This is a genomic window from Dactylosporangium salmoneum (assembly GCF_039532525.1).
In the GTDB taxonomy this organism is placed as follows: domain Bacteria; phylum Actinomycetota; class Actinomycetes; order Mycobacteriales; family Micromonosporaceae; genus Dactylosporangium; species Dactylosporangium salmoneum.
The window spans coordinates 1-26,866 of the sequence record NZ_BAAARV010000025.1 but is presented as its reverse complement, the minus strand read 5'-3'; the positions used below and the strand labels follow the sequence as shown (position 1 = coordinate 26,866).

At 76.2% G+C, this 26,866-nt stretch carries 1 protein-coding gene and 1 pseudogene; both read left to right on the top strand.

Features of this window, described 5'->3' with window-relative positions:
* Positions 1-48: 48 nt before the first annotated feature.
* Entirely contained in the window at positions 49-22,134 is a 22,086-nt protein-coding gene (locus ABD352_RS15790; protein ID WP_344613113.1) for an SDR family NAD(P)-dependent oxidoreductase, read from the top strand.
* 18 nt (positions 22,135-22,152) lie between these two features.
* A pseudogene (locus ABD352_RS15785) lies at positions 22,153-26,866 on the top strand (SDR family NAD(P)-dependent oxidoreductase); the annotation flags it as partial.

The window sequence follows — 26,866 nt, the reverse complement described above, 5'->3', positions numbered from 1 at the left end:
CGTGGGCGTTCGCCGCGGCACGTTGCAGCGAGGAGGCACGCGAGGCCCATGAGCAGCGAGCCCGAGCGGAACCCCGCGGACCGCTACCGGCGGCAGGCCGACCCGATCGCCGTGGTCGGCCTGTCCTGCCGACTGCCCCAGGCACCCGACCCGGAGGCGTTCTGGCGGCTGCTGCGCGACGGCGTCGACGCGATCACCGAAGCGCCCGCCGGCCGGTGGGACGGCGCCACGGTCCGCCGCGGCGGCTTCCTGGACCGCATCGACGGCTTCGACGCGGACTTCTTCCGCATCGCGCCGCGCGAGGCCGTGGCCATGGACCCCCAGCAGCGGCTCCTGCTGGAGCTGGCCTGGGAGGCGCTGGAGGACGCCGCGATCGTGCCGGCCGCCCTCGGTGGCAGCCGCACGGGCGTCTTCGTCGGGGCGATCGCCTGGGACTACGCCACGCTGTCGCAGCGCGAGGGCCTGCGGGGCATCACGCCGCACACGATGACCGGGCTGCACCGCGGCATGCTGGCCAACCGGTTGTCGTACCTCTTCGGCCTGCACGGCCCGAGCCTGACCGTCGACGCCGCCCAGTCCTCGTCGCTGGTCGCGGTGCACCTGGCCTGCGAGAGCCTGCGCAGCGGGGAGTCGGACGTCGCCCTGGCCGGCGGCGTGAACCTCAACCTCGTCGCGGACGCCACGGTCGGCGTGGAGCGCTTCGGCGGGCTGTCGCCGGACGGGCGCTGCTTCACCTTCGACGCCCGGGCCAACGGCTACGTGCGCGGCGAGGGCGGCGGCCTGGTCGTGCTGAAGCCCCTTGCCGACGCCGTGGCGGCCGGCGACCGGATCTACTGCGTCATCCGCGGCAACGCGGTCAACAACGACGGCGCCACCGACGGCTTCACCGTCCCCAGCCCCGATGCCCAGGCCGCGGTACTGCGCAGCGCCTACGACCGCGCCGGCGTCGCACCGGCCGACGTGCAGTACGTCGAGCTGCACGGCACGGGCACCCGCGTCGGCGACCCGATCGAGGCGGCGGCCCTGGGCGCCACGCTGGGCGCGGGCCGGGGCGAGGCGGACGCGCTGCTGGTCGGCTCGGCCAAGACCAACGTCGGGCACCTGGAGGGCGCGGCCGGCATCGTCGGCCTGCTCAAGGCGGCGCTGAGCATCAGCCATCGGGAGCTGCCGCCGTCGCTGCACTACGACACGCCCAACCCGGCGATCCCGCTGTCCGCGCTGGGCCTGCGGGTGCGCACCGCGCACGGACCGTGGCCCCGGCCCGGCGGAGCGCTGCTGGCCGGCGTGAGCTCCTTCGGCATGGGCGGCACGAACTGCCATCTCGTGCTGTCCTCGTTCGACGGCCCGCCCACCGCGTCCCCTGACCCGGCCGCGCCGCCCGCGCTGGCCCTGGTCCTGTCGGCGCGCGACGCCGAGGCGCTGCGCGGGCAGGGCGCCCGGCTGGCCGGGCACCTCGCCGAGCGGCCGGACCTCGACCTCGCCGGCGTGGCCCGGTCCCTGGTCGCGTCCCGCACGCTCTTCGCCGACCGGGCCGTCGTCGTCGGCGCCGGCCGCGAGGACGCGCTGCGCGGGCTGGCCGCGCTGGCCTCCGGCGAACCGGCGACCCAGCTGGTGCAGGGCCGCGCGACCGGCGGCGGGCTGGCCGTGCTCTTCCCCGGCCTGGGCAGCCAGCGCGACGGCATGGGCCGCGAGCTGTACGAGGCGTACCCGGCCTTCGCCGCCGCCCTCGACGACGTCTGCGCGCACCTCGACCCGCTGCTGGACCTCCCGCTGCGACGGCTGCTGTGGGGCGGCTCCCCGCTGCTGCACGAGACGCCGTACACGCAGCCGGCCGTGTTCGCGCTCGAGGTGGCGCTGTTCCGGCTGGTCGAGTCGTTCGGGGTGCGGCCGGACCGGCTGATCGGCCACTCGGCCGGCGAGGTGGCCGTCGCGCACGCGGCCGGCGTGCTAGACCTCGCCGACGCCTGCACCCTCATCGCGGCCCGCGGCCGGCTCATGGGCACGCTGCCGACCGGCGGCGCGATGATCGCCGTGCAGGCCACCGAGGAGGAGGTCGCCGCCGCGATCGCCGAGCACGGCGGCGCGGTGAGCATCGGCGGCGTGAACGCCCCGCAGTCGGTGGTCATCTCCGGCGACGCGGACGCGGCCGAGGAGATCGCCGCCGGGTTCGCCGCCGAGGGCCGGCGCACCAAGCGGATCCGGGTGACGGTGGCCGGGCACTCGCCGCACACCGACGGGATGCTGGCGGAGTACCGGCGGGTGGCGGAGGGGCTGACCTTCCGGCCGCCGGCCATCCAGGTGGTCTCGACCGTCACCGGCGGTCCGGCCGGGGCCGAGCAGCTGTGCACCCCGGAGCACTGGGTGGCCAACGTCCGCGGCACGGTGCGGTTCCACGACTGCCTGCGGTGGATGGAGGCGGCGGGCACGGCGGCGTACCTCGAGCTCGGGCCGGACGGCGCGCTGAGCGCGATGGCCCGCGACGGCCTGACCGGCACCCCGGCGATCGCCGCGGCCATGCGCCCGGACCGCCCCGAGCCCGTGACCCTGCTGGCCGCGCTCGGGCACCTCCACGCGCACGGCGTGCCGGTCGACTGGGCCGCGGTCAACGGCGGCGGCCCGGCCCCGCGGGCTCCCCTGCCCACGTACGCGTTCCAGCGCCGCCGGTACTGGCTCGGCGACGCGCCCGCCGCCGCGGACGCTCCGGCCGCCGCGGACGCTCCGGCCGCCTCGGACGCGCCGGTGCGACCGGCGGCGGAAGACCTCGACGCGCTGGCCACGGTCCGCGCGCACGTGGCCGTCACCTTGGGGCACGACTCGGCCGGCCGGGTGGACATTGCGCTGCCGTTCCGGGACCTCGGCTTCGACTCGCTGACCGCGGTCGAGCTGGTCACCCGGCTGCGTGCCGCGACCGGCCTGCCACTGACGGCCACGGCGCTGTTCGACCATCCGACCCCCGAGGCGCTCGCCGGCCACGTGCGCGACCTGCTGGCCGGCGCTGCCAACCGCCCGGCGCCGGTCGCGGTGGCGGCGGTCCCGACCGGCGAGCCGATCGCGATCGTCGGCATGGCCTGCCGCTTTCCCGGCGACGTACGCTCCCCGGAGGACCTCTGGCGGCTGGTCTCCGGCGGCGCCGACGCGATCGGCCCGTTTCCCGCCAACCGCGGCTGGGACCTCGACGCGCTGCGGGACTCCTGCGCCACCGACCGCGGCGGCTTCCTCTACGACGCCGACGGCTTCGACCCCGCCTTCTTCGGCATCAGCCCGCGCGAGGCGGCGGCGATGGACCCACAGCAGCGGGTCGTGCTGGAGACCGCGTGGGAGGCCTTCGAGCGGGCCGGGATCGACCCCGCGACGCTGCGCGGCCGCCCGGCCGGGGTCTTCGTCGGCACGATCCCGCAGGAGTACGGCCCGAGGCTGCACGAGGGCGCGCCGGGCGCCGACGGCTACCTCCTCACCGGCAACACGACGAGCGTGGTCTCCGGCCGCGTCGCCTACAGCTTCGGCCTGCAGGGCCCGGCGGTCACGGTCGACACCGCCTGCTCGTCCTCGCTGGTCGCCCTGCACCTGGCCGCCCAGTCGCTGCGTCAGGGCGAGTGCGAGGTGGCGCTGGCCGGCGGCGTGACGGTGATGGCCGCCCCGGGCCTGTTCACCGAGTTCACCCGGCAGGGCGGCCTGGCGCCGGACGGCCGCTGCAAGCCCTTCGCCGCCGCGGCCGACGGCACCGCCTGGAGCGAGGGCGCCGGCCTGCTGGTCCTGCAGCGCCTGTCCGACGCCCGCCGGGCCGGCCGCACGATCCTGGCGGTGCTGCGCGGGTCGGCCGTCAACCAGGACGGCGCCTCCAACGGCCTCACCGCCCCCAACGGCCCCTCCCAGCAACGCGTCATCAACCAGGCCCTCGCCAACGCCGGCCTCCGCCCGTCCGACGTCGACGCCGTCGAGGCACACGGCACCGGCACCACCCTCGGCGACCCCATCGAGGCCCAAGCCCTCCTGGCCACCTACGGCCAGGACCGCACCGAACCACTCCACCTCGGCTCGATCAAGTCGAACATCGGCCACACCCAGGCCGCCGCGGGCGTGGCCGGGGTCATCAAGATGGTCATGGCCCTGCGCCACGACCTGCTGCCCGCCCAGCTGCACACCGACGCGCCCAGCCCGCACGTCGACTGGTCGGCCGGGAGCGTGTCCCTGCTGACCGAGCCGGTGCCGTGGCCCGCCGACGGCGACCGCCCGCGCCGCGCCGGGGTCTCGTCGTTCGGCATCAGCGGCACCAACGCCCACGTCATCATCGAGGAGCCCCCGCCGTCCGATGCCGCGGCGCGTTCCGAGGGCCCGTTCCCGTGGTTCCTGTCGGCCCGCACCGAACCCGCCCTGCGCTCACTGGCCCGCCAGCTCGCGCCGGTGGACGTCGACCCCGCCGACGCGGCTCGCACCCTGGCCCAGCGGGCGCGCCTGGAGCACCGGGCCGTGGTCATCGGCGACGACCTGGACGAGCTGCGCTTCGGTGTCGACGCGCTCGCTTCCGGCCGGTCGGCGCCGAACCTCATCCAGGGAGCGGCCGCCCCGGCCGGCAAGACGGTCTTCGTCTTCCCCGGCCAGGGATCCCAGTGGTCCGGCATGGCCGCAGACCTGCTGGAGACCTCCCCGGTCTTCGCCGCCGCGTACCGAGCCTGCGCCGAAGCCCTCGCCCCCTACGTGACCATCTCGCTCGACGCCACCGAACCGGTCGACGTCGTCCAACCCACGTTGTTCGCGGTCATGGTCAGCCTCGCCCGGCTCTGGCAGGCCCACGGAGTCGAACCCGACGCGGTCATCGGCCACTCACAAGGCGAGATCGCGGCCGCACACATCGCCGGTGCGCTGACCCTCGACGACGCCGCACGAGTCGTCGCGCTCCGGGCCCGCGCGTTGACCCGGCTCGCCGGAACCGGCGGCATGCAGTCCATCCAACTTCCCGCCGACCAGGTCGAGCTGCCCGACGGGGCCTGGATCGCCGCGTACAACAGCCCGACCACCACCGTCGTCGCCGGGACACTCGAAGCCCTCGACCAAATGCCCGGACGCCGCATCGACGTCGACTACGCCTCACACACCCCACACGTCGAAGCGCTCCGCGACCAGATCCTCGCCGACCTCGCCGACATCACACCGCAGACCGGGAACATACCGTTCTACTCGACACTCAGCGGCGAACCGACCGACCATCTCCTGCTCGACGCCGACTACTGGTACGACAACCTCAGACACCCCGTCCGGTTCCGCGACACCCTCGAAGCACTCACCGGACACACCATCTTCGTCGAAGTCAGCCCGCACCCGGTGCTCACCATCGGAGTCAGCGAAACGCTTCCCGACGCACGAGCCATACCAACACTCCGACGCAACGAACCCGGACTCCGGCAGTTCCGCACCTCACTCGGGCACGCCGACATCGCCGGACTCAAGGTCGACTGGCGGGTTGGCGGGGCGCATACCGAGCTGCCGGGGTATCCGTTCGAGCATCGGCGGTACTGGCTCAACGCCTCGACCACCGCCGGGCACCATCCCCTGCTCGGGGTGGCGACCGAGATCGCGGACCAGCAGCAGACCGTGTTCGCGGCCAGGGTGTCGCTCGACAACCTTCCATGGCTGGCCGACCACGCCGTCGACGAGACCGTGCTGCTGCCGGGGGCCGCGTTCGCCGAGCTCGCCCTCGCCGCCGCCGAGCAGACCGGCCACGCCCGGGTCGCCGACCTCACCCTGGAGGCGCCACTGGTGCTGCCGGACCGCGGCGCGGTGCGGCTGCAGGTCATCGTCGAGGACGCGGGGCGCTTCAGCATCCACGGGCGGCCCGACGGCGCCGACGACTGGACCACGCACGCGACCGGGACGCTCGACGCCGCACCGGCGGGCGCCGGGGAGCCACTCGGCGAGTGGCCGCCGCCGGGAGCGGTGCCGGTGCCCGTGGACGACCTCTACGACCGGCTGGCCGCCGCCGGGTACGGCTACGGCCCGGTCTTCCAGGGCCTGCGGGCAGCCTGGCGGCTGGGCGACGAGGTCTACGCCGAGGTGAGCCTCCCGGCCGAGGCCTCGACCGGCGGCTTCGGCATCCACCCGGCGCTCCTGGACGCCGCGCTCCACGCGGTCGTCGGCGTCATGTGGGAGCCGGACCGCGCGCTGCTGCCCTTCGCCTGGTCCGGCCTGCGGCGGCACGGGACTGCCGGGTCACGGCTGCGGGCCCGGCTCGCGCCGGCCGGGCCGAACGCGGTCGCCCTGACGCTCGCCGACCCGGACGGCACACCGGTGCTGAGCCTGGCGTCGCTGGCCCTGCGGCCGGCCGGTGCCGGGGCGCCGCCGCTGTACCGCGTGGAGTGGACGCCCGTGCCGCCCGGCGACGCGCCGGAGCCGGACCTGGTGGTCGCGACCCCCGACGCGCTGCCGGCCGCCCGCGACCTGGTGGTCGCGGCTCCCGACTCGCTGCCGGCCGCGCTCGAGGTGGTGCGGGCGTGGCTGGCCGACGACGCCAATGCCGAGCGCCGCCTGGCCGTGGTGACCCGGCGGGCGGTCGCCCTGGACGGCCCGCCCGACCTGCGGCTGGCCCCGATCTGGGGCCTGGTCCGCTCGGCCCAGACCGAGCACCCGGGCCGCATCGTGCTGGTCGACCTGGACGACTCCGAGCTGCCACCGCTGCCGCCGGGCGAGCCCCAGGTGGCGGTCCGCGGCGGCTCGGCGTACGTGCCCCGGTTGGCCCGAGTGGCCGGCGACGCCGCGCCGGGCGTGCCGATCGGGTCCCGCGGCACGGTACTGATCACCGGGGGCACCGGCACGCTGGGTGGCCTGCTGGCGCGGCATCTCGTGGCGGTACACGGCGTCCGGCGCCTCCTGCTGACCAGCCGCCGGGGGCCGGACGCGCCCGGGGCCGAGCGGCTGCGAGCCGAGCTGGCCGCGCTCGGGGCGGACGTCACGGTGGCGGCGTGCGACGTGGGCGACCGCGCGGCGCTCGCCGCGCTGCTGGACGCGCACCCGGTCTCGGCGGTCGTGCACGCGGCCGGGGTGCTGGACGACGCGCCGTTCGGCAGCCTCACCCCGCAGCGGCTCGAAACCGTGCTGCGGCCCAAGGCCGAGGCCGCCCGGCACCTGCACGAGCTGGCCGGGGAGCTCGACCACTTCATCCTCTTCTCCTCGGCGGCCGGCACGCTCGGCACCGCGGGGCAGGCGGGCTACGCCGCCGCCAACGCGTACCTCGACGCCCTCGCCGAGCACCGCCGGGCCCTCGGACACCCGGCCGTGTCGCTGGCGTGGGGGCTGTGGGCGCCGGACAGCGGCCTGACCGGGCGGCTGAGCGACGCCGACCGGGCGCGGCTGGGACGGGCCGGCGTCGCGCCGCTGCCCGCGGAGCAGGGGCTCGCCCTGTTCGACGCCGCGCTCCAGTCCGGCGCCGCGGTGACCGTGCCGATGCGGCTGGACCTGCCGGCGCTGCGGGCGCAGGCCGCGGCCGGTGCGCTGCCGCCGCTGATGCGCGGGCTGGTGCGCGCGCCCGCGCGGTGGGCGGCCGAGGCCGGCGACGGCGGCTCGTCCTGGGCCCGGGTGCTGTCGGCGCTGCCGCCCGCGGACCGGGAGCGGCAGGTGCTCGCGCTGGTGCGGGCCCAGGCCGCGACCGTGCTCGGGCTGGCCGGCGAGGAGGCCGTGCCGGAGCCGCGCCCCTTCAAGGAGCTGGGCTTCGACTCGCTGACCGCGGTCGAGCTGCGCGGGCGGCTCGCGGCGGCCACCGGGCTGCGGCTGCCGGCCACGCTCGTCTTCGACTATCCGACGCCGCTGGCGCTGTCCGCGTTCATGGTCGAGCAGATCGCCGGGGCCGCGCCCGCGCCGGTGGCCGCCCGGGCCCGCACCGCGCTCGACGAGCCGATCGCCATTGTGGCCATGGCCTGCCGGTACCCCGGCGGCGTCCGCACCCCGGAGGACCTCTGGCGCCTGGTCGACTCCGGCGGCGACGCGATCGGCGAGTTCCCCTCCGATCGCGGCTGGGACCTGGACCGGCTCTACGATCCCGACCCCGACCACCCGGGCACGCTGTACGCCCGGGCGGGTGGCTTCCTGCACGACGCGGCCGCGTTCGACGCCGGCTTCTTCGGGCTGAGCCCGCGCGAGGCGCAGGCGACCGACCCGCAGCACCGGCTGCTGCTGGAGACGGCGTGGGAGGCCTTCGAGCGGGCCGGGATCGATCCCGCCTCGCTGCGCCGCACCCCGACCGGCGTCTTCACCGGCGTGATCTACCAGGACTACGGCCAGCGGCTGCTGGACCGGCCGGGCGACGGCTACGAGGGGTACCTGCCCACCGGCGGCACCGGCAGCGTCGCGTCCGGGCGGCTGGCGTACACGTTCGGCCTCGAGGGGCCGGCCGTCACCATCGACACCGCCTGCTCGTCCTCGCTGGTCGCCCTGCACCTGGCCGCCCAGTCGCTGCGCCAGGGCGAGTGCGACCTGGCGCTGGCCGGCGGCGTCACGGTCATGGCCACCCCGGGCATGTTCATCGCCTTCTCCCGCCAGCGCGGCCTGGCCCCCGACGGCCGCTGCAAGCCTTTCGGCGCCGGCGCGGACGGCACCGGCTGGGCCGAGGGCGCCGGCCTGCTCCTCCTGCAGCGCCTCTCCGACGCCCGGCGCGCCGGCCACCCGATTCTCGCCGTGCTCCGCGGCTCGGCCGTCAACCAGGACGGCGCCTCCAACGGCCTGACCGCCCCCAACGGCCCCTCCCAGCAGCGCGTCATCGCCCAGGCCCTCGCCAACGCCGGCCTCCAGCCGTCCGACGTCGACGCCGTCGAGGCACACGGCACCGGCACCACCCTGGGCGACCCCATCGAGGCGCAGGCCCTCCTGGCCACCTACGGCCAGCGCTCGGGCAACGAACCCCTCCGGCTCGGCTCGCTCAAGTCCAACCTCGGACACACGCAGGCCGCCGCCGGCGTCGGCGGCGTCATCAAGATGGTCATGGCGCTGCGCCACGAGAGCCTGCCGAGGACGCTGCACGCCGACGAGCCGACCCCGCACGTCGACTGGTCCGCCGGGCACGTGTCCCTGCTGACCGAGCCGGTGCCGTGGCCCGCCGACGGCGACCGCCCGCGGCGAGCCGGTGTCTCGGCCTTCGGCATCAGCGGCACCAACGCCCACGTCATCATCGAGGAACCCCCGGCGCCGGATGCCGCGGCGTCGTTCGAGGGCCCGTTCCCCTGGCTCCTGTCGGCCCGCACCGAACCCGCCCTGCGCGCCTCGGCCCGGCAACTCTGCGAAACGGACGCCGACCCGGCCGATGCGGCGCACACCCTGGCCAAGCGGGGACGCCTCGAACACCGGGCCGTGGTCATCGGCGACGACCTGGACGAGCTGCGTTCGGGTCTACGCGCGCTCGGCTCCGGCCAACCGGCACCCAACGTCGTCCAGGGAGTGGCGGCACCCTCCGGCAAAACCGTCTTCGTCTTCCCCGGCCAGGGATCCCAGTGGTCCGGCATGGCCGCAGACCTGCTGGAGACCTCCCCGGTCTTCGCCGCCGCGTACCGAGCCTGCGCCGAAGCCCTCGCCCCCTACGTCACCATCTCGCTCGACGCCACCGAACCCGTCGACGTCGTCCAGCCGACGTTGTTCGCGGTCATGGTCAGCCTTGCCCGGCTCTGGCAAGCCCACGGAATCGAACCCGACGCCGTCATCGGCCACTCACAAGGCGAAATCGCCGCCGCACACATCGCCGGCGCGCTCACCCTCGACGACGCCGCACGAGTCGTCGCACTCCGCGCCCGCGCGTTGACCCGGCTCGCCGGAACCGGCGGCATGCAGTCCATCCAACTTCCCGCCGACCAGGTCAAGCTGCCCGACGGGGCCTGGATCGCCGCGTACAACAGCCCGACCACCACCGTCGTCGCCGGGACACTCGAAGCCCTCGACCAAATGCCCGGACGCCGCATCGACGTCGACTACGCCTCACACACCCCACACGTCGAAGCACTCCGCGACCAGATCCTCACCGACCTCACCGACATCACACCCCAGACCGGCAACATACCGATCTACTCGACACTCACCGGCGAACCCATCGACCATCTCCTGCTCGACGCCGACTACTGGTACGACAACCTCAGACACCCCGTCCGGTTCCGCGACACCCTCGAAGCACTCACCGGACACACCATCTTCGTCGAAGTCAGCCCACACCCCGTGCTCACCATCGGAGTCAGCGAAACGCTTCCCGACGCACGAGCCATACCAACACTCCGACGCAACGAACCCGGACTCCGGCAGTTCCGCACCTCACTCGGGCACGCCGACATCGCCGGACTCAAGGTCGACTGGCGGGTTGGCGGGGCGCATACCGAGCTGCCGGGGTATCCGTTCGAGTACCGGCGGTACTGGCTCAACGCCTCCGCCGGGGCCGGGGACTCCGGGCATCCGCTGCTCGGGGCGGGCGACCAGATCGCGGAGCAGCGCCAGACCGTGTTCACCAGCGTCGTGTCGCTCGGCCGCCACCCGTGGCTGGGCGACCATGCGGTGCACGGGACGGCGCTGCTGCCGGGGGCCGCGTTCACCGAGCTGGCCCTCGCGGCGGGGGCGCGCGCCGGGCGGGATCGGGTCGACGAGCTGACCCTGCACGCCCCGCTCACGCTGCCCGAGCAGGCCCCGGTACGGCTCCAGGTCATCCTCGGCGACGACGGGCAGGTCGAGATCTTCTCGCGGCCGGACGGCGACGACCACGCCTTCTGGACCCGGCACGCCAGCGGGCTCCTGGGCGAAGGGGCAGCCGAACCGGAGCCGTGGGCCGGCGCCTGGCCGCCCGCCGGGGAGGCGGTCGAGCTGGACGAGCTGTACGAGCGGCTGGCCGACCGCGGGTACGGGTACGGGGAGACGTTCCAGGGACTGCGGGCGGCCTGGCGGGCCGGGGACGTGGTGCACGCCGAGGTGCGGTTGCCCGAGGGCCTGGACGCCGGCGGGTACGGGCTGCACCCCGCCCTCCTCGACGCCGCCCTCCACGTCGTGCACCTCGACCGGGCCGACGACGGCGGGGTGGACCTGCCGTTCGCGTGGGGCGGCGTGGTGCTGCACGCGCGCGGGGCCACCTCGCTGCGGGTGCGGCTGGCCCGCAACGCCGACGGCACCGTCACGCTCGACCTCGCCGACGGCGACGGGCGGCCGGTGGCGACGGTCGGGTCGCTCGCGGTGCGGGCGGTCGACGCCGGGCGGCTGGGCCTCGCCGGGGACCCGCACCGGGACGCGCTCTTCGGCGTGGACTGGGAGCCGGTGGCGGGCGCGCCGATCGCCGGCCCGGTCGCGGCGCTCGGCCTCGAGTTGGCGGGGGCCGCGCGGTACGCGGACCTGCGGGCCCTCGCCGCGGCCGAGCCGGTGCCGGGGACCGTGTTCGCACCGCTGCCCGCCGCGCCCGCGGGGGTGCTCGGGCTGTTGCGGGAGTGGCTGGGCGAGCCGCGGTTCGCGGCCGCGCGGCTGGTGCTGGTCGGCGCGGGCGCGGTCGCGGTGCGCGCCGGGGAGGCGCCGGACCCGGATCTCGCGGCCGGGTGGGGGCTGGTCCGCTCCGCGCAGAGCGAGCATCCGAACCGGTTCGTGCTGCTCGACCTGCCCGCGGGCACCCACCTGCACGCCGGCACCGACCTGCCCACAAGCACTGAACTGTCCGCTGGCGCCGACCTGCGCACCGGCGCTGAACTTTCCGCAGGCGCTGAACTGTCCGCAGGCGCTGAACTGTCCGCAGGCGCTGAACTGTCCGCAGGCGCCGGCCTGCCGACGGGCGACGGCGTGGTGCTGGCCGACGGTGAGCCGCAGCTCGCCGTCCGGGACGGGGTGACGCTCCGGCCGCGGCTGGTCCGGATCGCCCCGGCGCCCGCCACCATCGAGACCGACGGCGTGGTGCTGGTCACCGGCGGCACCGGGATGGCCGGGGCGCACGTGGCCCGGCACCTGGTGACCGCGCACGGGCTGCGCCGGCTGCTCCTGACGAGCCGGAGCGGCCCGGCGGCGGACGGGGCCGCCGAGCTGCGCGACGAGCTGACGGCGCTCGGGGCGGACGTCACCGTGGCCGCGTGCGACGTGGGCGACCGCGACGCGCTGGCCGCGCTGCTGGAGGCGCACCCGGTCACCGCGGTCGTCCACGCGGCCGGCGTGCTCGACGACGCGACCCTCGACAACCTCACGCCGGGGCGGCTGGATGCGGTACTGCGGCCGAAGCTCGACGCCGCGAGGCACCTGGACGAGCTGACCGCCGACCGGCCCCTGGCCGCGTTCGTGCTCTTCTCGTCCGTGGCCGGCACGCTGGGCACGCCCGGGCAGGCCAACTACGCGGCGGCCAACGCCGGGCTGGAGGCCATCGCCGCGCGGCGCCGGGCGGCCGGGCGGCCGGGCGTGGCCATCGCCTGGGGCCGGTGGGAGCAGGTCAGCGGCATGACCGGGCACCTCGGCGACGCGGACGTGGCCCGGCTGGACCGCGAGGGCATCCTCGCGATGCCGGCCGCGCAGGCCCTCGCCCTCTTCGACGCGGCGCTCGGCGCGGGCCGCGACACCGTCGTGGCGGCCCGGCTCAGCCCGCCCGCCCTGCGCGAGCTGGCCGGCGACGGCGCGCTGCCGCCGATCCTGCGCGGTCTGGTCCGCGCCCCGGCCCGCCGCGCGACCACCGCCGCAACGGCCGACTGGGCGACCCCGGACGCGGCGCTGGCCCTGGTCCGCGCCTCGGTCGCCGCCGTGCTCGGCCACACCGGCACCGAACACATCGACGCCGCCCGCGCCTTCAAGGACCTCGGCTTCGACTCCCTCACCGCCGTCGAACTGCGCAACCGCCTCCAGACCGCCACCGGCCAACGCCTCCCCGCCACTCTGGTCTTCGACTTCCCCACCCCGGCGGCGCTCGCCGCCCATCTGCTGGACCGCCAGGCGCCCCGGGCGGCGGTCGAGCGGCGCGCCGCCACCGACGAGCCGATCGCGGTCATCGGGATGGCCTGCCGCTTCCCGGGCGGCATCCACACCCCGGACCAGCTCTGGCAACTCCTGGCCGAGGGCGGAGACGCCATCGGCGACTTCCCCACCGGCCGCGGCTGGAACCTCGACGACCTCCTCGACGGCGGGCGGTCCCACACCAGGCACGGCGGCTTCATCCACGACGCGGACCAGTTCGACGCCGACTTCTTCGGCATCAACCCCCGCGAGGCCGCGGCCATGGACCCGCAGCAGCGCATCCTGCTGGAGAGCAGCTGGGAGGCCTTCGAGCACGCGGGCATCGACCCGCGCTCGCTGCACAACAGCCCGACCGGCGTGTTCCTCGGCGTGATGTACAGCGACTACGGCGCCCGCCTGGTCCACGCCGACCGGCCGCTCGACGACTACGAGGGGTACCTGGCCAACGGCTCGGCACCCAGCATCGCCTCCGGGCGCATCGCCTACACCTACGGCCTCCAGGGCCCGGCCGTCACCGTCGACACGGCATGCTCGTCGTCGCTGACCGCGATCCACCTGGCCGCTCAGGCCCTCCGCAGCGGCGAGTGCACCCTGGCCCTGGCCGGCGGCACCACGGTCATGGCCGCACCGACCGTCTTCACCGAGTTCACCCGCCAACAAGGCCTCGCCCCCGACGGCCGCTGCAAACCCTTCGCCGACGCCGCCGACGGCACCGGCTTCTCGGAGGGCACCGGCCTGCTCCTGCTGCAGAAGCTCTCCGACGCCCGCCGCGACGGCCGCACGATCCTGGCCGTCATCCGCGGCACGGCGACCAATCAGGACGGCGCCTCCAACGGCCTCACCGCCCCCAACGGCCCGTCCCAGCAGCGGGTCATCAACCAGGCCCTGGCGAACGCCGGCCTGCGACCGTCCGACGTGGATGCGGTGGAGGCCCACGGCACCGGCACCACGCTCGGCGACCCGATCGAGGCCCAGGCGGTGCTCGCCACCTACGGCGCCGACCGGCCCGAGCCGCTGCGCCTCGGCTCCGTCAAGTCCAACCTGGGCCACACCCAGGCCGCCGCGGGCGTGGCCGGCGCCATGAAGATGATCCTGGCCCTCAACCACGACCTACTGCCCAAGACCCTCCACGTCGACCAGCCCACCACCCACGTCGACTGGACCGCCGGCAACGTCGCGCTCCTGACCGAGCCCGCGCCCTGGCCCCGCACGGACCGCCCGCGACGGGCCGGCGTCTCGTCCTTCGGCCTGTCGGGCACCAACGCCCACATCATCGTCGAGGAGGCACCGGCCGCGGACGGGTCCGAGACGCCGGCCGCGGCCCCGCTGTCGTGGCGCCTCTCGGCCCGAAGCCGTGGCGCGCTCCGCGACCTCGGCCGGCGCCTGCTGGGGAGCCTGGACCACAACCCCGCCGACATCGCCGCGACGCTCGGCAGCCGGGCCGCGTTCGAGCACCACGCCACCGTCGTCGGCCACACCACCGACGACCTCCGCGCCGGGCTCGAGGCCCTCACCGACGACCGTCCCGCGCTGAACCTCATTACCACCCACACCCCCGAGCCCCACGGCAAGCTCGCATTCCTGCTGCCGGGTCAGGGCGCCCAGCACGCGGGCATGGGCCACGGCCTCTACACGACGTACCCGGACTTCGCGGCCGCGTTCGACACCATCGCCGGGCACCTCGACCTACCGATGCACGACATCATGTGGGGCGAGCAAACCCACCTGCTCAACCAGACCCTCTACACCCAGACCAGCCTCTTCACCCTCCAGATCGCCCTGCACCACCTCCTGCGGGACACCTTCGGCATCACACCGGACTACCTGCTCGGACATTCGGTCGGCGAAATCGCGGGCGCATACCTCGCGGGCATCCTGACCCTGCCCGACGCCTGCCGACTCCTCCTCGCCCGGGCCCGGCTCATGCAAGACCTGCCCGCCGGCGGAGCGATGGCCGCCATCCAGGCCACCCCAGACGAAATCGACGACAACACCGTCAGCATCGCCGCAGTCAACAGCCCGACCAGCACCGTCATCTCCGGCGACCGGAACAACGTCGAGGCAGTCGTCCAGCGGTTCAAAGCGCAAGGACGCAAGGCAACCAGCCTCGACGTTTCACATGCATTCCACTCCCATCGCATCGACCCCATCCTCGAACAGCTCGACCACATCGCCTCCGCAATGCCGCACCACGAGCCGCACACAACGCTGATCGCCAATCTCACCGGCGAACACATCGACGGCCACTACTGGGCACGGCACGCACGACAGACCGTCCAGTTCCGCAACGGCGTCGAACAGCTGCACGGGCACGGGGTCACCAGGTACCTCGAACTCGGCCCAAGCACCGCCCTTACCACCCACATCGACACCGGTACCACCGCGGCCACGCTCAACCCGAGACAGCCCGAAGACCTCGCCCTGCTCGGCGCGCTCGCCGGGCTCGGCCTGCGGCACCGGGTGAGCGGCCGGCACGTCGACCTGCCCACGTACCCGTTCCAGCGCCGCGGCTACTGGCTCAACCCGCCGGCCGGCGCGGCCGACCCGCGGCACATCGGCCAGCGCCCCACCGGCCACCCGCTCCTCCCCTCCGCCGTCGAGCTCGCCGACGGCCAGATCGTCCTCACCGGCCGCCCGGCGGCCGACGCCCTGTCCGCGGCCGCGCTCATCGGGCTGGCGCTGCACGCCGCCGAGCAGACCGGGTGCGAGGGCGTCGAGGAGCTGACCGTCCGCGGGGCGCTCGCGCCGGACGACCGCGAGGTGAGCGTGCGCGCCACGATCGGGGCGCCCGGGGAGGGTGGCCGCCGCACGTTCGCCGTCCATTCCCGCGAGGACGACGGCCCGTGGGCGGCGCACGCGGAGGGTTGGCTCGGCGAGGCGGTGGACGTACCGAATCCGGCTCTGGAAACCGCCGAGGACCAACTTGACCGAAGGGTCGCCACCCCCGACGGGCCGCCGATGGCCGCCACGCTGCGGGGCGCGCGCAGGCGGGCCGGCGGGATCGTGGTGGCGGAGCTGACGTTCCGCCCGCTCACCGCCGAGGAGCTGCACCGCCTGACCGTCGCGCTGTTCGAGCCCGAGTGGGTGCCGGCGCCCGGAGGACCGCTGCCGCTGCCGGCCCACGCCACGCTCGACCCGGACGACCCGGCCGCGGCCCTGGCCGCCCTGGCCGAGGTGCCCGGTCTGGTGCTGCTCCCGAACGCGGGCCAGCCCGGCACCGCCCGGGAGGCGGTGCGGGCCTGGCTGGCCGACGGGCGGTTCGCCGGTTCGCGCCTGGCCGTCGTCACCCGCGGGGCGGTGGCGGCCGAGCGGCCCGACCCGGACGCCGCGCTCGTGTGGGGCGTGATCCGCGCGGCCCAGGCCGAGCACCCCGGCCGGTTCCTGCTGGTCGACGTGGACGGCCCGGAGCAGGCGCCCCCGGTCCTGGTGCCGGGCGAGGACCGGCTCGCGATCCGCGACGGCGCGCCGATGGTGCCCCGCCTGGTGCGGGCGACCGTGCCGCCGGCCCCCGGCGACGTGGTCCTGCACGTCGAGCCCGCGGACCCCGGAGCGACCAGGCGGCGGCTCGAGGAGACCCCGGCCGACGCCCGGCTCGTGCTGATCGCATCGCCGGAGGCGTACGACTTCCCGGCCGCCCTCGCACGGCGCCGGCCCGGAACCGTCGTGCTGGTCCTGCCGGCCCACAGGCGGGCCGAGCCCGGGAACGTGGACCTGCCGCTGGCCGAGCGGCTGGCCGGGCTGGCCCCGGCCGACCAGCGCCACCTGGTCCTCGATCTGGTCCGCCGCCACCTGGCCGTCGTGCTCGGCCACCCCGACCCGGCCGGCGTCGACACCGCCCGCTCGTTCAAGGAGCTGGGCTTCGACTCGCTGACCGCGGTGGCGCTGCGCAACCGCCTGGCCGAGGCGACCGGCCTGCGGCTGCCGGCCACGCTGCTCTTCGACCACCCGGCGCCGGCCGGCCTGGCCGAGCACGTGCGCGACCTCCTGCTCGGCCGCGAGCGCGCGCAGGCGCCGGTGGCGACCGCGTTCGCGGCCGACGAGCCGATCGCGATCGTGGCGATGAGCTGCCGGTACCCCGGCGGCGTGACCTCGCCGGAGGATCTCTGGCGGCTGGTCGCCGGCGGCGTCGACGCGACCTCGGACTTCCCGGCCGACCGCGGCTGGGACGTGGACGCGCTCTACGACCCCGACCCCGAGCGGGCCGGCACCTCCTACACCCGCCGCGGCGGCTTCCTGCACGACGCCCACCGCTTCGACCCGGCGTTCTTCGGCATCAGCCCGCGCGAGGCGGTGGCCATCGACCCGCAGCACCGGCTGCTGCTGGAGACGACCTGGGAGGCCCTGGAGCGGGGCGGGATCGCGCCGGACTCGCTGCGCGGCAGCGACACCGGGGTGTTCGTGGGCGTGGTGTACAACGACTACCGCTACCGCATCGCCGGCGCCGCCGACGGCCTCGAAGGCCACCTCGACACCGGCAGCGCGGCCAGCATCGCCACCGGCCGCATCGCCTACACCCTCGGCCTGCGCGGCCCGGCGGTCACGGTCGACACGGCGTGCTCGTCGTCGCTCGTCGCGCTGCACCTGGCGGCCCAGTCGCTGCGGCAGGGCGAGTGCTCGCTGGCGCTGGCCGGCGGGGTCACGGTGATGGCCTCGCCCGGCGCGTTCGTGGAGTTCAGCCGCCAGCGGGCGCTGTCGCCGGACGGGCGGTGCCGGGCCTTCGCGGCCGACGCGGACGGGACCGGCTTCGCCGAGGGCATCGGGCTGCTGCTGGTCGAGCGGCTCGGCGACGCGCGGCGCAACGGGCACCCGGTGCTGGCCGTGCTGCGCGGCTCGGCCGTCAACCAGGACGGCGCCTCCAACGGCCTGACCGCGCCGAGCGGCCCAGCCCAGGAGCTGGTTATCCGGCAGGCCCTGGCCAACGCCCGGCTCGGCCCGTCCGACGTGGACGCGGTCGAGGCGCACGGCACCGGCACGTCGCTGGGCGACCCGATCGAGGCGCAGGCGCTGCTGGCGACGTACGGGCGGGACCGGCCGGCGGACCGACCGCTGTGGCTGGGCTCGCTCAAGTCGAACATCGGGCACACCCAGGGCGCGGCCGGCGTCGGCGGGATCATCAAGATGGTCATGGCGATGCGCCACGCGCGCCTGCCCCGGACCCTGCACGTGGAGGCGCCGACGCCCCGGGTCGACTGGGGCTCGGGCGCGGTCGCGCTGCTCGCCGAGCCGGTGCCGTGGGCGGCGAACGGGCACCCGCGCCGGGCCGGGGTCTCGTCATTCGGCATGAGCGGGACCAACGCCCACGTCATCATCGAGGAGCCGGCCGCCGCCCCCGTCGCGGCCCCGGCCGCGGCGCCGGAGGACGGGCTGCACGCCTGGCCGCTGTCGGCCCGGACCGCCGCGGCGCTGCGGGAGCAGGCCGGGCGGCTCGGGGCGCTGCTGGGCGAGCGGGACGACCTGGACCCGGCCGACGTTGGCCACACCCTGGCGACCGCGCGGACCGCCTTCGAGCACCGGGCCGTGGCAATCGGGGCGGACCGCACGGAGCTGCTGGACGGCCTGGCCCAGCTGGAGGCCGGCGTGGCCGCGGACCCGGGGCGGATCGTGTTCGTGTACCCCGGGCAGGGCTCCCAGTGGGTGCGCATGGGCGCCGACCTGCTCGACGCATCGCCGGTGTTCGCCGCGGCGATCGGCCGCTGCGCCGAGGCGTTCGCGCCCTTCGTCGACTGGGATCTCGCCGCCGTGCTGCGCGACGAGCCGGGCGCGCCGTCGCTGGAGCGGATCGAGGTACTGCAGCCGGTCCTCTTCTCGGTCATGATGGCTCTGACCGCGCTCTGGCGGGCGCACGGCATCGAGCCCGCCGCCGTGGTCGGTCACTCGCAGGGCGAGATCGCCGCCGCCTGCGCGGCCGGGATCCTGTCGCTGCCCGACGCCGCGCGCGCGGTCGCGCTGCGCAGCCGGGTCTACGCCGAGACCATGGTCGGGCGGGGCGCGATCGTCTCGGTCCGGCTCCCCGTGGAGCGGGCGCTGGACCGCATCGGGGACGCCGAGCTGGCCGTCGCCGGGTACAACGGCCCGCACGCGTGCACGGTCGCCGGGCCGCTGCCGGCCGTCGAACGGTTCGTGGCCGAGTGCGCGGCCGACGGCATCACGGCCCGCATCGTGCCCGTCTCGATCCCGTCGCACACCGACATGGTGGTGCCGCTGCGGGAGCGGCTGAACCAGCTGCTCGCCCCGGTGCGACCGCGGCCGGGCGACGTGCCGTTCTACTCGACGGTGACCGCCGGGCCGCTCGCCGGCGACCGGCTCGGCGTGGAGTACTGGTTCGACAACGTGCACCTGCCGGTGCGCTTCGACCCGGCGATCCGGGCGATGCTCGACGACGGGTACCACACCTTCGTCGAGGTGAGCCCGCACCCGGTGCTCACCGCCGCGCTGCAGGAGATCTTCGACGACGCGGGCAGCGAGCGGGCGGTCGCGCTGGGCACGCTGCGGCGCGACGAGCCGGGCCCGCGGCGGTTCCTGGCCTCGCTCGCCCAGGCGTGGACGCACGGGCTCCCCGTCCGATGGAACCGGCCGGGGCGGCGGGTGGACCTGCCGACGTACCCGTTCCAGCGGCGCCGGTACTGGCCGGACGTCACCGTGGCGGCCGAGCGGCCGATCGCGGGCGGTCACCCGGTGCTCGGCCCGGCGGTCGACCTCGCCGACGGCGACACGACCGTGTTCACCGGGCGGCTGTCGCCGGGCGGCCAGCCGTGGCTGGCCGACCACGCGGTCGCCGGGACCGTGCTGCTGCCCGGCACCGGCTTCGTCGAGCTGGCCCTGCACGCCGGGGCGCACGCCGACCGGCCGCACCTGGCCGACCTGACCCTCGACAGCCCGCTCGTGCTGGACCGGCGGGCCCGGCAGGTCCAGGTGGTCGTCGGGCCGGAGGCGGCGGGCGGGCGGCCGGTCACCATCCACTCGCGGCCGGACACCGGCGAGCCCGAGCCGTGGACCCGGCACGCCGCCGGCCTGCTCACCAAAGCCGAGGCCGGGAGCGGCGGGCGGCTGGACGCGTGGCCACCCTCGGGGGCCGAGCCGATCGGGCTCGACGGGTTCTACGGGCGGCTGGCCGCGGACGGGTACGAGTACGGCCCGGCCTTCCAGGGCCTGCGCGCCGCCTGGCGGAAGGGCGACGACGTCTACGCCGAGGTGGCCCTGCCCGACGAGGTCGGCCCGGGAACGTTCGGCATCCACCCGGCGCTGCTGGACGCCGCGCTGCACACCATGGCGCTGACCGACGGCTCCGACACGTCCGTGGTCCGGCTGCCCTTCGCCTGGAGCGGCGTGACCCTGCACGCGACCGGGGCCACCACGCTGCGGGTGCGGCTGGCCGCGACCGGGCCGGACTCGGCCGCGCTGACCGTCGCGGACGCGGCCGGCGCGCCGGTGGCCACGGTGGACGGCCTCGCGATCCGGCCCGTGGACGTCGGGCAGCTGCGGCGCACGGGCGGGAGCGACGGGCTCTACGTACTGGAGTGGGTCGAGGTCCAGGCCGCCGGCGTTCCCGCGGCGGACACGGTGCTCTGGGACGTGCCGCTCAGCGGCGGGGAGGCTCCGGAGGCTGCTCGCCGTACCGTTGCCGGGGTCCTGGAAAAGGTCCAGGAGTGGCTGACCGACGACGAGTCGGCCGGCCGGCGGCTGGTCGTCGTCACCCGCGGCGCGGTCGCGGTGCGCCCCGGGGAGGCGCCGGAACCGGCCGCCGCGCCCGTCTGGGGGCTGATCCGGGCCGCGCAGGCGGAGAACCCGGGCCGCCTCGCGCTGGTCGACGTGGACGACTCCGGAGGTCCACTGTGGAGCGAGGACGAACCGCAGCTGGCCGTGCGCGGGGGCGTCGCCTACGCGCCCCGCCTGGCCCCGCTGGCCGCGCCGCCCGGACGGAAGCCCCTGAACCCGGCCGGCACCGCGCTCATCACCGGCGGGACCGGCATGATCGGCTCCCTCGTCGCCCGTCACCTGGCCGAGGCGTACGGCGTGCGGCACCTCCTCCTGGCCGGCCGCAAGGGCCCCGAGGCGCCGGGCACGGACCGGCTGCGCGAGGAGCTGGAGGCGCTCGGCGCCACGGTGACCATCGCCGCCTGCGACGCCGCCGACCCCGAGGCCCTCGCCGCGCTGCTGGCCGCGATACCGCCCGAGCACCCGCTCACCGCCGTCGTCCACGCCGCCGGCGTGCTCGACGACGCGACCGTGCCGAACCTGACCGCGGCCCACCTGGAGACGGTCCTGCGCCCGAAGGCCGACGCCGCCTGGCACCTGCACCGGCTGGCCGGCGACGTCGAGACGTTCGTGCTGTTCTCCTCCACCGCCGCGCTCGGCAACGCCGGGCAGGCCAACTACGCCGCCGCCAACGCGTTCCTCGACGCGCTCGCCGCACACCGGCGCGTGCGGGGCCTTCCCGCCGTCTCGCTGGCGTGGGGGCTGTGGGAGCAGGCCGGCGCGATGGGCGAGCACCTGGACGCGGCCGACCGGGCCCGGATGAGCCGGACCGGGATCCTGCCGCTGCCGGCCGAGCGGGGCCTGGCCCTGTTCGACGCGGCGCTGGCGACGGATCGGCCGGCCATGGTGCCGGCCGCGCTGGACCGGGCCGCGCTGCGGGCCCAGGCCGAGGACGGGCTGCTGCCGGCGCTCTTCCGCGGGCTGGTCCGCGCCCCCGCGCGGCGGGCCGCGAGTGCCGCTCCCGTGTCCGGGCTGGCCGGGCTGGGTGCCGAGCAGGCCGCCGAGGCGATCCGGACGCTGATCCGCGAGCACGCCGTGGTCGTGCTGGGGCTGGCCGGCGGCGAGGCGCTGGAGGACGGGCGCGGCTTCCTGGAGATGGGCTTCGACTCGCTCACCGCGGTGGAGTTCCGCAACCGGCTGGGGGCGGCGACGGGGCTGCGGCTGCCGGCGACCCTGCTGTTCGACTATCCGACGCCGGGGGATCTCGGGAAGTACCTGCTGAGCCAGGTGGCGCCCCCAGCTCGGCCGGCCCCGGGCAGCCTCGACGAGCTGGAGGCGACGCTGGTGGCCGCCGACGCCGATCCCGAGCTGCGGGCCGCGCTGACCCGGCGGCTGCAGGACATGCTGGCCCGCCTCGCCGGCCCGGCCGGCGCCGCGGGGCCGGACCAGGTGGACCTCGGCGACGCCACCGACGACGAGATCTTCGACTTCATCGACAACGAGCTCGGGACGGGGAGCTGACGCCGCATGGCCAACGAGGACAAGCTGCGGGAGTACCTCAAGCGGGTCACCGCCGACCTGCACGACGCGCGCAAGCGGCTGCGCGAGGCCGAGGCCCGGGACCAGGAGCCGATCGCGATCGTCGGCATGAGCTGCCGCTTCCCCGGCGGGGTGCGCTCTCCCGAGGAGCTGTGGGACCTCGTCGACGCCGGCACCGACGCGATCGGCGACTTCCCCACCGGCCGCGGCTGGCCGGTCGACGACCTCTACGACCCCGACCCGGACCGGCCCGGCACCAGCTACACGCTGCAGGGCGGGTTCCTCTACGACGCCGACCAGTTCGACGCCGAGCTCTTCGGGATGAGCCCCCGCGAGGCCCTGGCGACCGACCCGCAGCAGCGGCTGCTGCTCGAGCTGGCCTGGGAGGCGTTCGAGCGGGCCGGGATCGACCCGACCGGCCTGCGGGGCAGCCCGACCGGCGTGTACGTCGGCGTCATCTACGGCGACTACGGGGGCCGGCTGCTGCACCGCGACCGGCCGCTGGAGGGGTACGAGGGGTACCTCGGCAACGGCAGCGCGGCCAGCGTCGCCTCCGGGCGGGTGGCGTACACGTTCGGCCTCGAAGGACCGGCGATCACCGTCGACACCGCCTGCTCCTCGTCGCTGGTGACCCTGCACGAGGCGGCCCACGCGCTGCGGCGCGGCGAGTGCGACCTGGCGCTGGCCGGCGGCGTGACGGTGATGGCCACCCCGGTGGTGTTCACCGAGTTCAGCAAGCAGCGCGCGCTGTCCTTCGACGGGCGGTGCAAGCCCTTCGCGGCCGCCGCCGACGGCACCGCCTGGAGCGAGGGGGCCGGGCTGCTGCTGGTCGAGCGGCTGTCGGACGCGCAGCGGCGCGGCCACCCGGTGCTGGCCGTGCTGCGCGGGTCCGCGGTCAACCAGGACGGCAAGAGCAGCCAGCTCACCGCCCCGAACGGGCCCGCACAGCAGCGGGTGATCCGCCAGGCGCTCGCCGACGCCCGGCTGCGACCGTCCGATGTGGACGTCGTCGAGGCGCACGGCACCGGCACAACGCTCGGCGACCCGATCGAGGCGCAGGCGCTGCTGGCCACCTACGGCCAGGACCGGCCCTCCGACCGGCCGCTGTACCTCGGCTCGCTCAAGTCGAACATCGGGCACACCCAGGCCGCGGCGGGCGTGGCCGGCCTGATCAAGATGATCATGACGCTGCGCCGGCCGACGATACCTCGCACCCTGCACGTCGACGCCCCCTCGCCGCACGTCGACTGGGCCTCCGGCGCGGTGTCGCTGCTGACCGATCCGGTGCCGTGGCCGGAGGCCGGGCGCCCGCGCCGGGCCGCGGTCTCCTCGTTCGGCGTGAGCGGGACCAACGCTCACGTGATCGTCGAGTCCTTCGAGGCCGAGGCGCCCGAGCAGCCGCGCGGGGGGCCGGTGGCGCTGCCGCTGTCGGCGCGGACCCCGGAGGCGATCCGGGCGCAGGCCGCACGGCTGCGCGACCACCTCCGCACCCGGCCCGGCCTCGACCCCGCCGCCGTGGCCGGCACGCTCGCCGCTCGGGCCCGGTTCGCGCCGCGGGCCGCGGTCGTCGGGGAGACGGCCGAGGAGTTGGCGGCCGGCCTCGACGCGCTCGCCGCCGACCGGCCGGACCCCGCCGTGGTCGCCGGGTCCGCCCGGGCCGCCGGCGGGGTGGTGTTCGTCTACCCCGGCCAGGGCTCGCAGTGGGCCGGGATGGCGGCCGACCTGCTCGACGCCTCCCCGGAGTTCGCCGCCGCGATCGACGAGTGCGCCGAGGCCCTGGCCCCGCACATCGACTGGTCGCCGGCCGACGTGCTGCGCGGGGCCGCCGGCACCCCGTCCCCGGAGCGCATCGACGTCCTCCAGCCCCTGACCTTCTCGGTCATGATCGGGCTGACCCGGATGTGGCAGGCCCGCGGCGTCACGCCGGCCGCGGTGATCGGCCACTCCCAGGGCGAGATCGCCGCCGCCCACGTGGCCGGCGCCATCTCCCTCGCCGACGCGGCCCGGCTGATCGCCGTGCGCAGCCGTCTCTTCGCCGAGCACATGGCCGGTCGCGGCGCGATCGCCTCGGTCGCCCTCGGCGCCGGCAAGGTCGAGGCGCGCCTGGGCGAGGGCCTGACCATCGCCGGTCGCAACGGTCCGAACGCCTGCGCGGTCGCCGGCGACCTCGCCGCCGTCGAGGCCTTCGTCGCGGCGTGCGAGGCCGACGGGATCCGGGCCCGGCTGGTGCCCTCGACCGTCGCCTCGCACAGCCCGCACGTCGACGGGCTGCGGGAGACGCTGGCCGAGCGGCTCGCCACGGTCCGGCCGGGCCACGCCGGCATCGCGTTCCACTCCACCGTGACCGCCGGGCCGCTGGACGGGACCGAGCTCGACGCGGGCTACTGGTTCGAGAACCTGCGCCGGCCGGTCCGCTTCGAGGAGACCGCCCGCGCGCTGGTCGAGGCCGGCCACCTCGCCTTCGTCGAGGTGAGCCCGCACCCGGTGCTCACCGGCCCGCTGCAGGACATCATCGAGGAGGTCGGGGCGCCCGCGGTCGCGCTCGGCACGCTGCGCCGCCAGGAGCCCGGGCCGCGGCGCTTCCTGACCGCCCTCGCCGAGGCCTGGGTGGCCGGGCTGCCGGTGCGCTGGGAGACGGCGCACCGGCCGGCGGAGGTGCCGACCTATGCGTTCCAGCGGCGGCGGTACTGGCTGGACGCCCCGACGGGCGGCGGCGGGACGACCGGCCTCGACCACCCGCTGCTGGCCGATGCGGTCGACCTGGCCGACGACGCCTCGACCACCGTGTTCACCGGGCGGCTGGGGGTCGGACCGCATCCGTGGCTGGCCGACCACGCCGTCGCCGGGTCGGTGCTGCTGCCCGGGACCACCCACGTGGAGCTGGCCCTGCACGCCGGCGCCCGGCTGGGCCTGCCGCACCTGGAGGACCTGGCGATCGACCACCCGCTGGTCCTGGACCGCCAGGCCCAGCAGCTGCAGATCGTGGTCGGCCCGGATACCGGCGGCGGCAGGCCGGTCAGCGTCCACGCCCGGCCCGACGTCATCGACCCTCCGCCGTGGACCCGGTACGCCGCCGGCACCCTCACCGCCGCCCGCTCCGGACCGGTCGCACGGCTGGACGCCTGGCCGCCGCCGGGGGCCGAGCCGATCCCGGTGGAGGAGCTGTATCCGCGGTATGCCGCGCTCGGGTACGAGTACGGCCCGGCGTTCCAGGGCCTGCGCGCCGCGTGGCGGGACGGCGAGACCGTCCACGCCGAGGTGGCCCTGCCGAACGGGCTCGACCCGGCCGGCTTCGGCATCCACCCGGCCCTGCTCGACGCCGCCCTGCACACCGTCGCCCTGCTGACCTCGTCCGAGGACCTCCGGCTCCCGTTCGCGTGGACCGGCGTCGCGCTGCACGCCACCGGCGCCACCGCGCTGCGGGTCCGCCTCTCGCCAGCCGGCCCGGACGCGGTCGCGCTGCTGGCCACCGACCCGGCCGGGGACCCGGTCGTCACCATCGACCGGCTGCTGACCCGCCCGGTCGACGCCGAACGGCTGCGCCCCACCGGTCCGGCCGACGCCCTGTTCGGCCTGGACTGGGTCGACGCCGGCCCGGTGCCCGCCGAGGCGGATCCGGACGCCGTGCTCCATCGGGTGACCGCCCCGCCGGGTCCGCCGACCGAGACGGTCCGGGCGGTCGTCGGCGAGGTGCTCGAGGTGGTGCAGCGCTGGCTCGCCGAGGACCACCCGCCGCAGCAGCGGCTCGTCATCGCCACCCACGGCGCCGTCGCGGCCCGCCCGGGCGAGCTCCCGGACCTGGCCACCGCGCCGATCTGGGGTCTGGTCCGGGCCGCGCAGGCCGAGCACCCGAACCGCTTCGCGCTGGTCGACCTCGACGCCCCCGGCGCGCCCGTGCCGCACCTGCCCGACGAGCCGCAGGCCGCGATCCGCGACGGCCGCGCCTACGTCCCCCGCCTGGCCCGCCGCGCCCCCGGCGAGCCCGTCGCCTTCCGCCCCGGCGGCACCGTCCTCGTCACCGGCGGCACCGGCGCGATCGGCGCCCACGTGACCCGGCATCTGATTGCCCAAGGTGTACGTCGGGTGCTGCTCCTGAGCCGCCAAGGCCCGAGTGCCCCGGGTGCGGCGCGGCTGCGCGAGGAGCTGACCGCGCTCGGCGCCGAGGTGGTCCTGGTCGCCGCCGACGCCGCCGACCCCGACGCCCTGGCCGCAGTGCTGGCCGAGCACCCGGTCGCCGCGGTCGTCCACGCCGCCGGCGCCCTGGACGACGCCGTCGTCGCCAACCTCACCCCGGCGCAGGTCGAGACGGTCCTGCGCCCCAAGCTCGATGCCGCCTGGCACCTGCACCGGCTCGCCGGGGACGTCGAGCACTTCGTGCTGTTCTCGTCCACGGCCACGCTCGGCAGCCCCGGCCAGGCCGGCTACGCGGCCGCCAACGCGTTCCTGGACGCGCTCGCCGAGCACCGCCGGGCCGGCGGCCGCCCGGCCGTCTCCCTGGCCTGGGGCCTGTGGGGCCACACCACCGGCATGACCGCCCACCTCGACCGGGCCGACCAGAGCCGGATGCACCGGGCCGGCTTCGTCGCGCTGGACCCCGCCGAGGGCGTGGCGCTGTTCGACGCGGCGCTGTCCACCGGCCGGCCGACCGCGGTCGCCGCCCGGCTGGACCCCGCCGCCCTGCGTGCCTCGGCCGCCGCGGGCACGCTGCTGCTGG

What these genes read in the sequence shown, in the direction of transcription:
- ABD352_RS15790 (WP_344613113.1), top strand. Translation starts at nt 49, where the DNA reads ATGAGCAGCGAGCCCGAGCGGAACCCCGCGGACCGCTACCGGCGGCAG.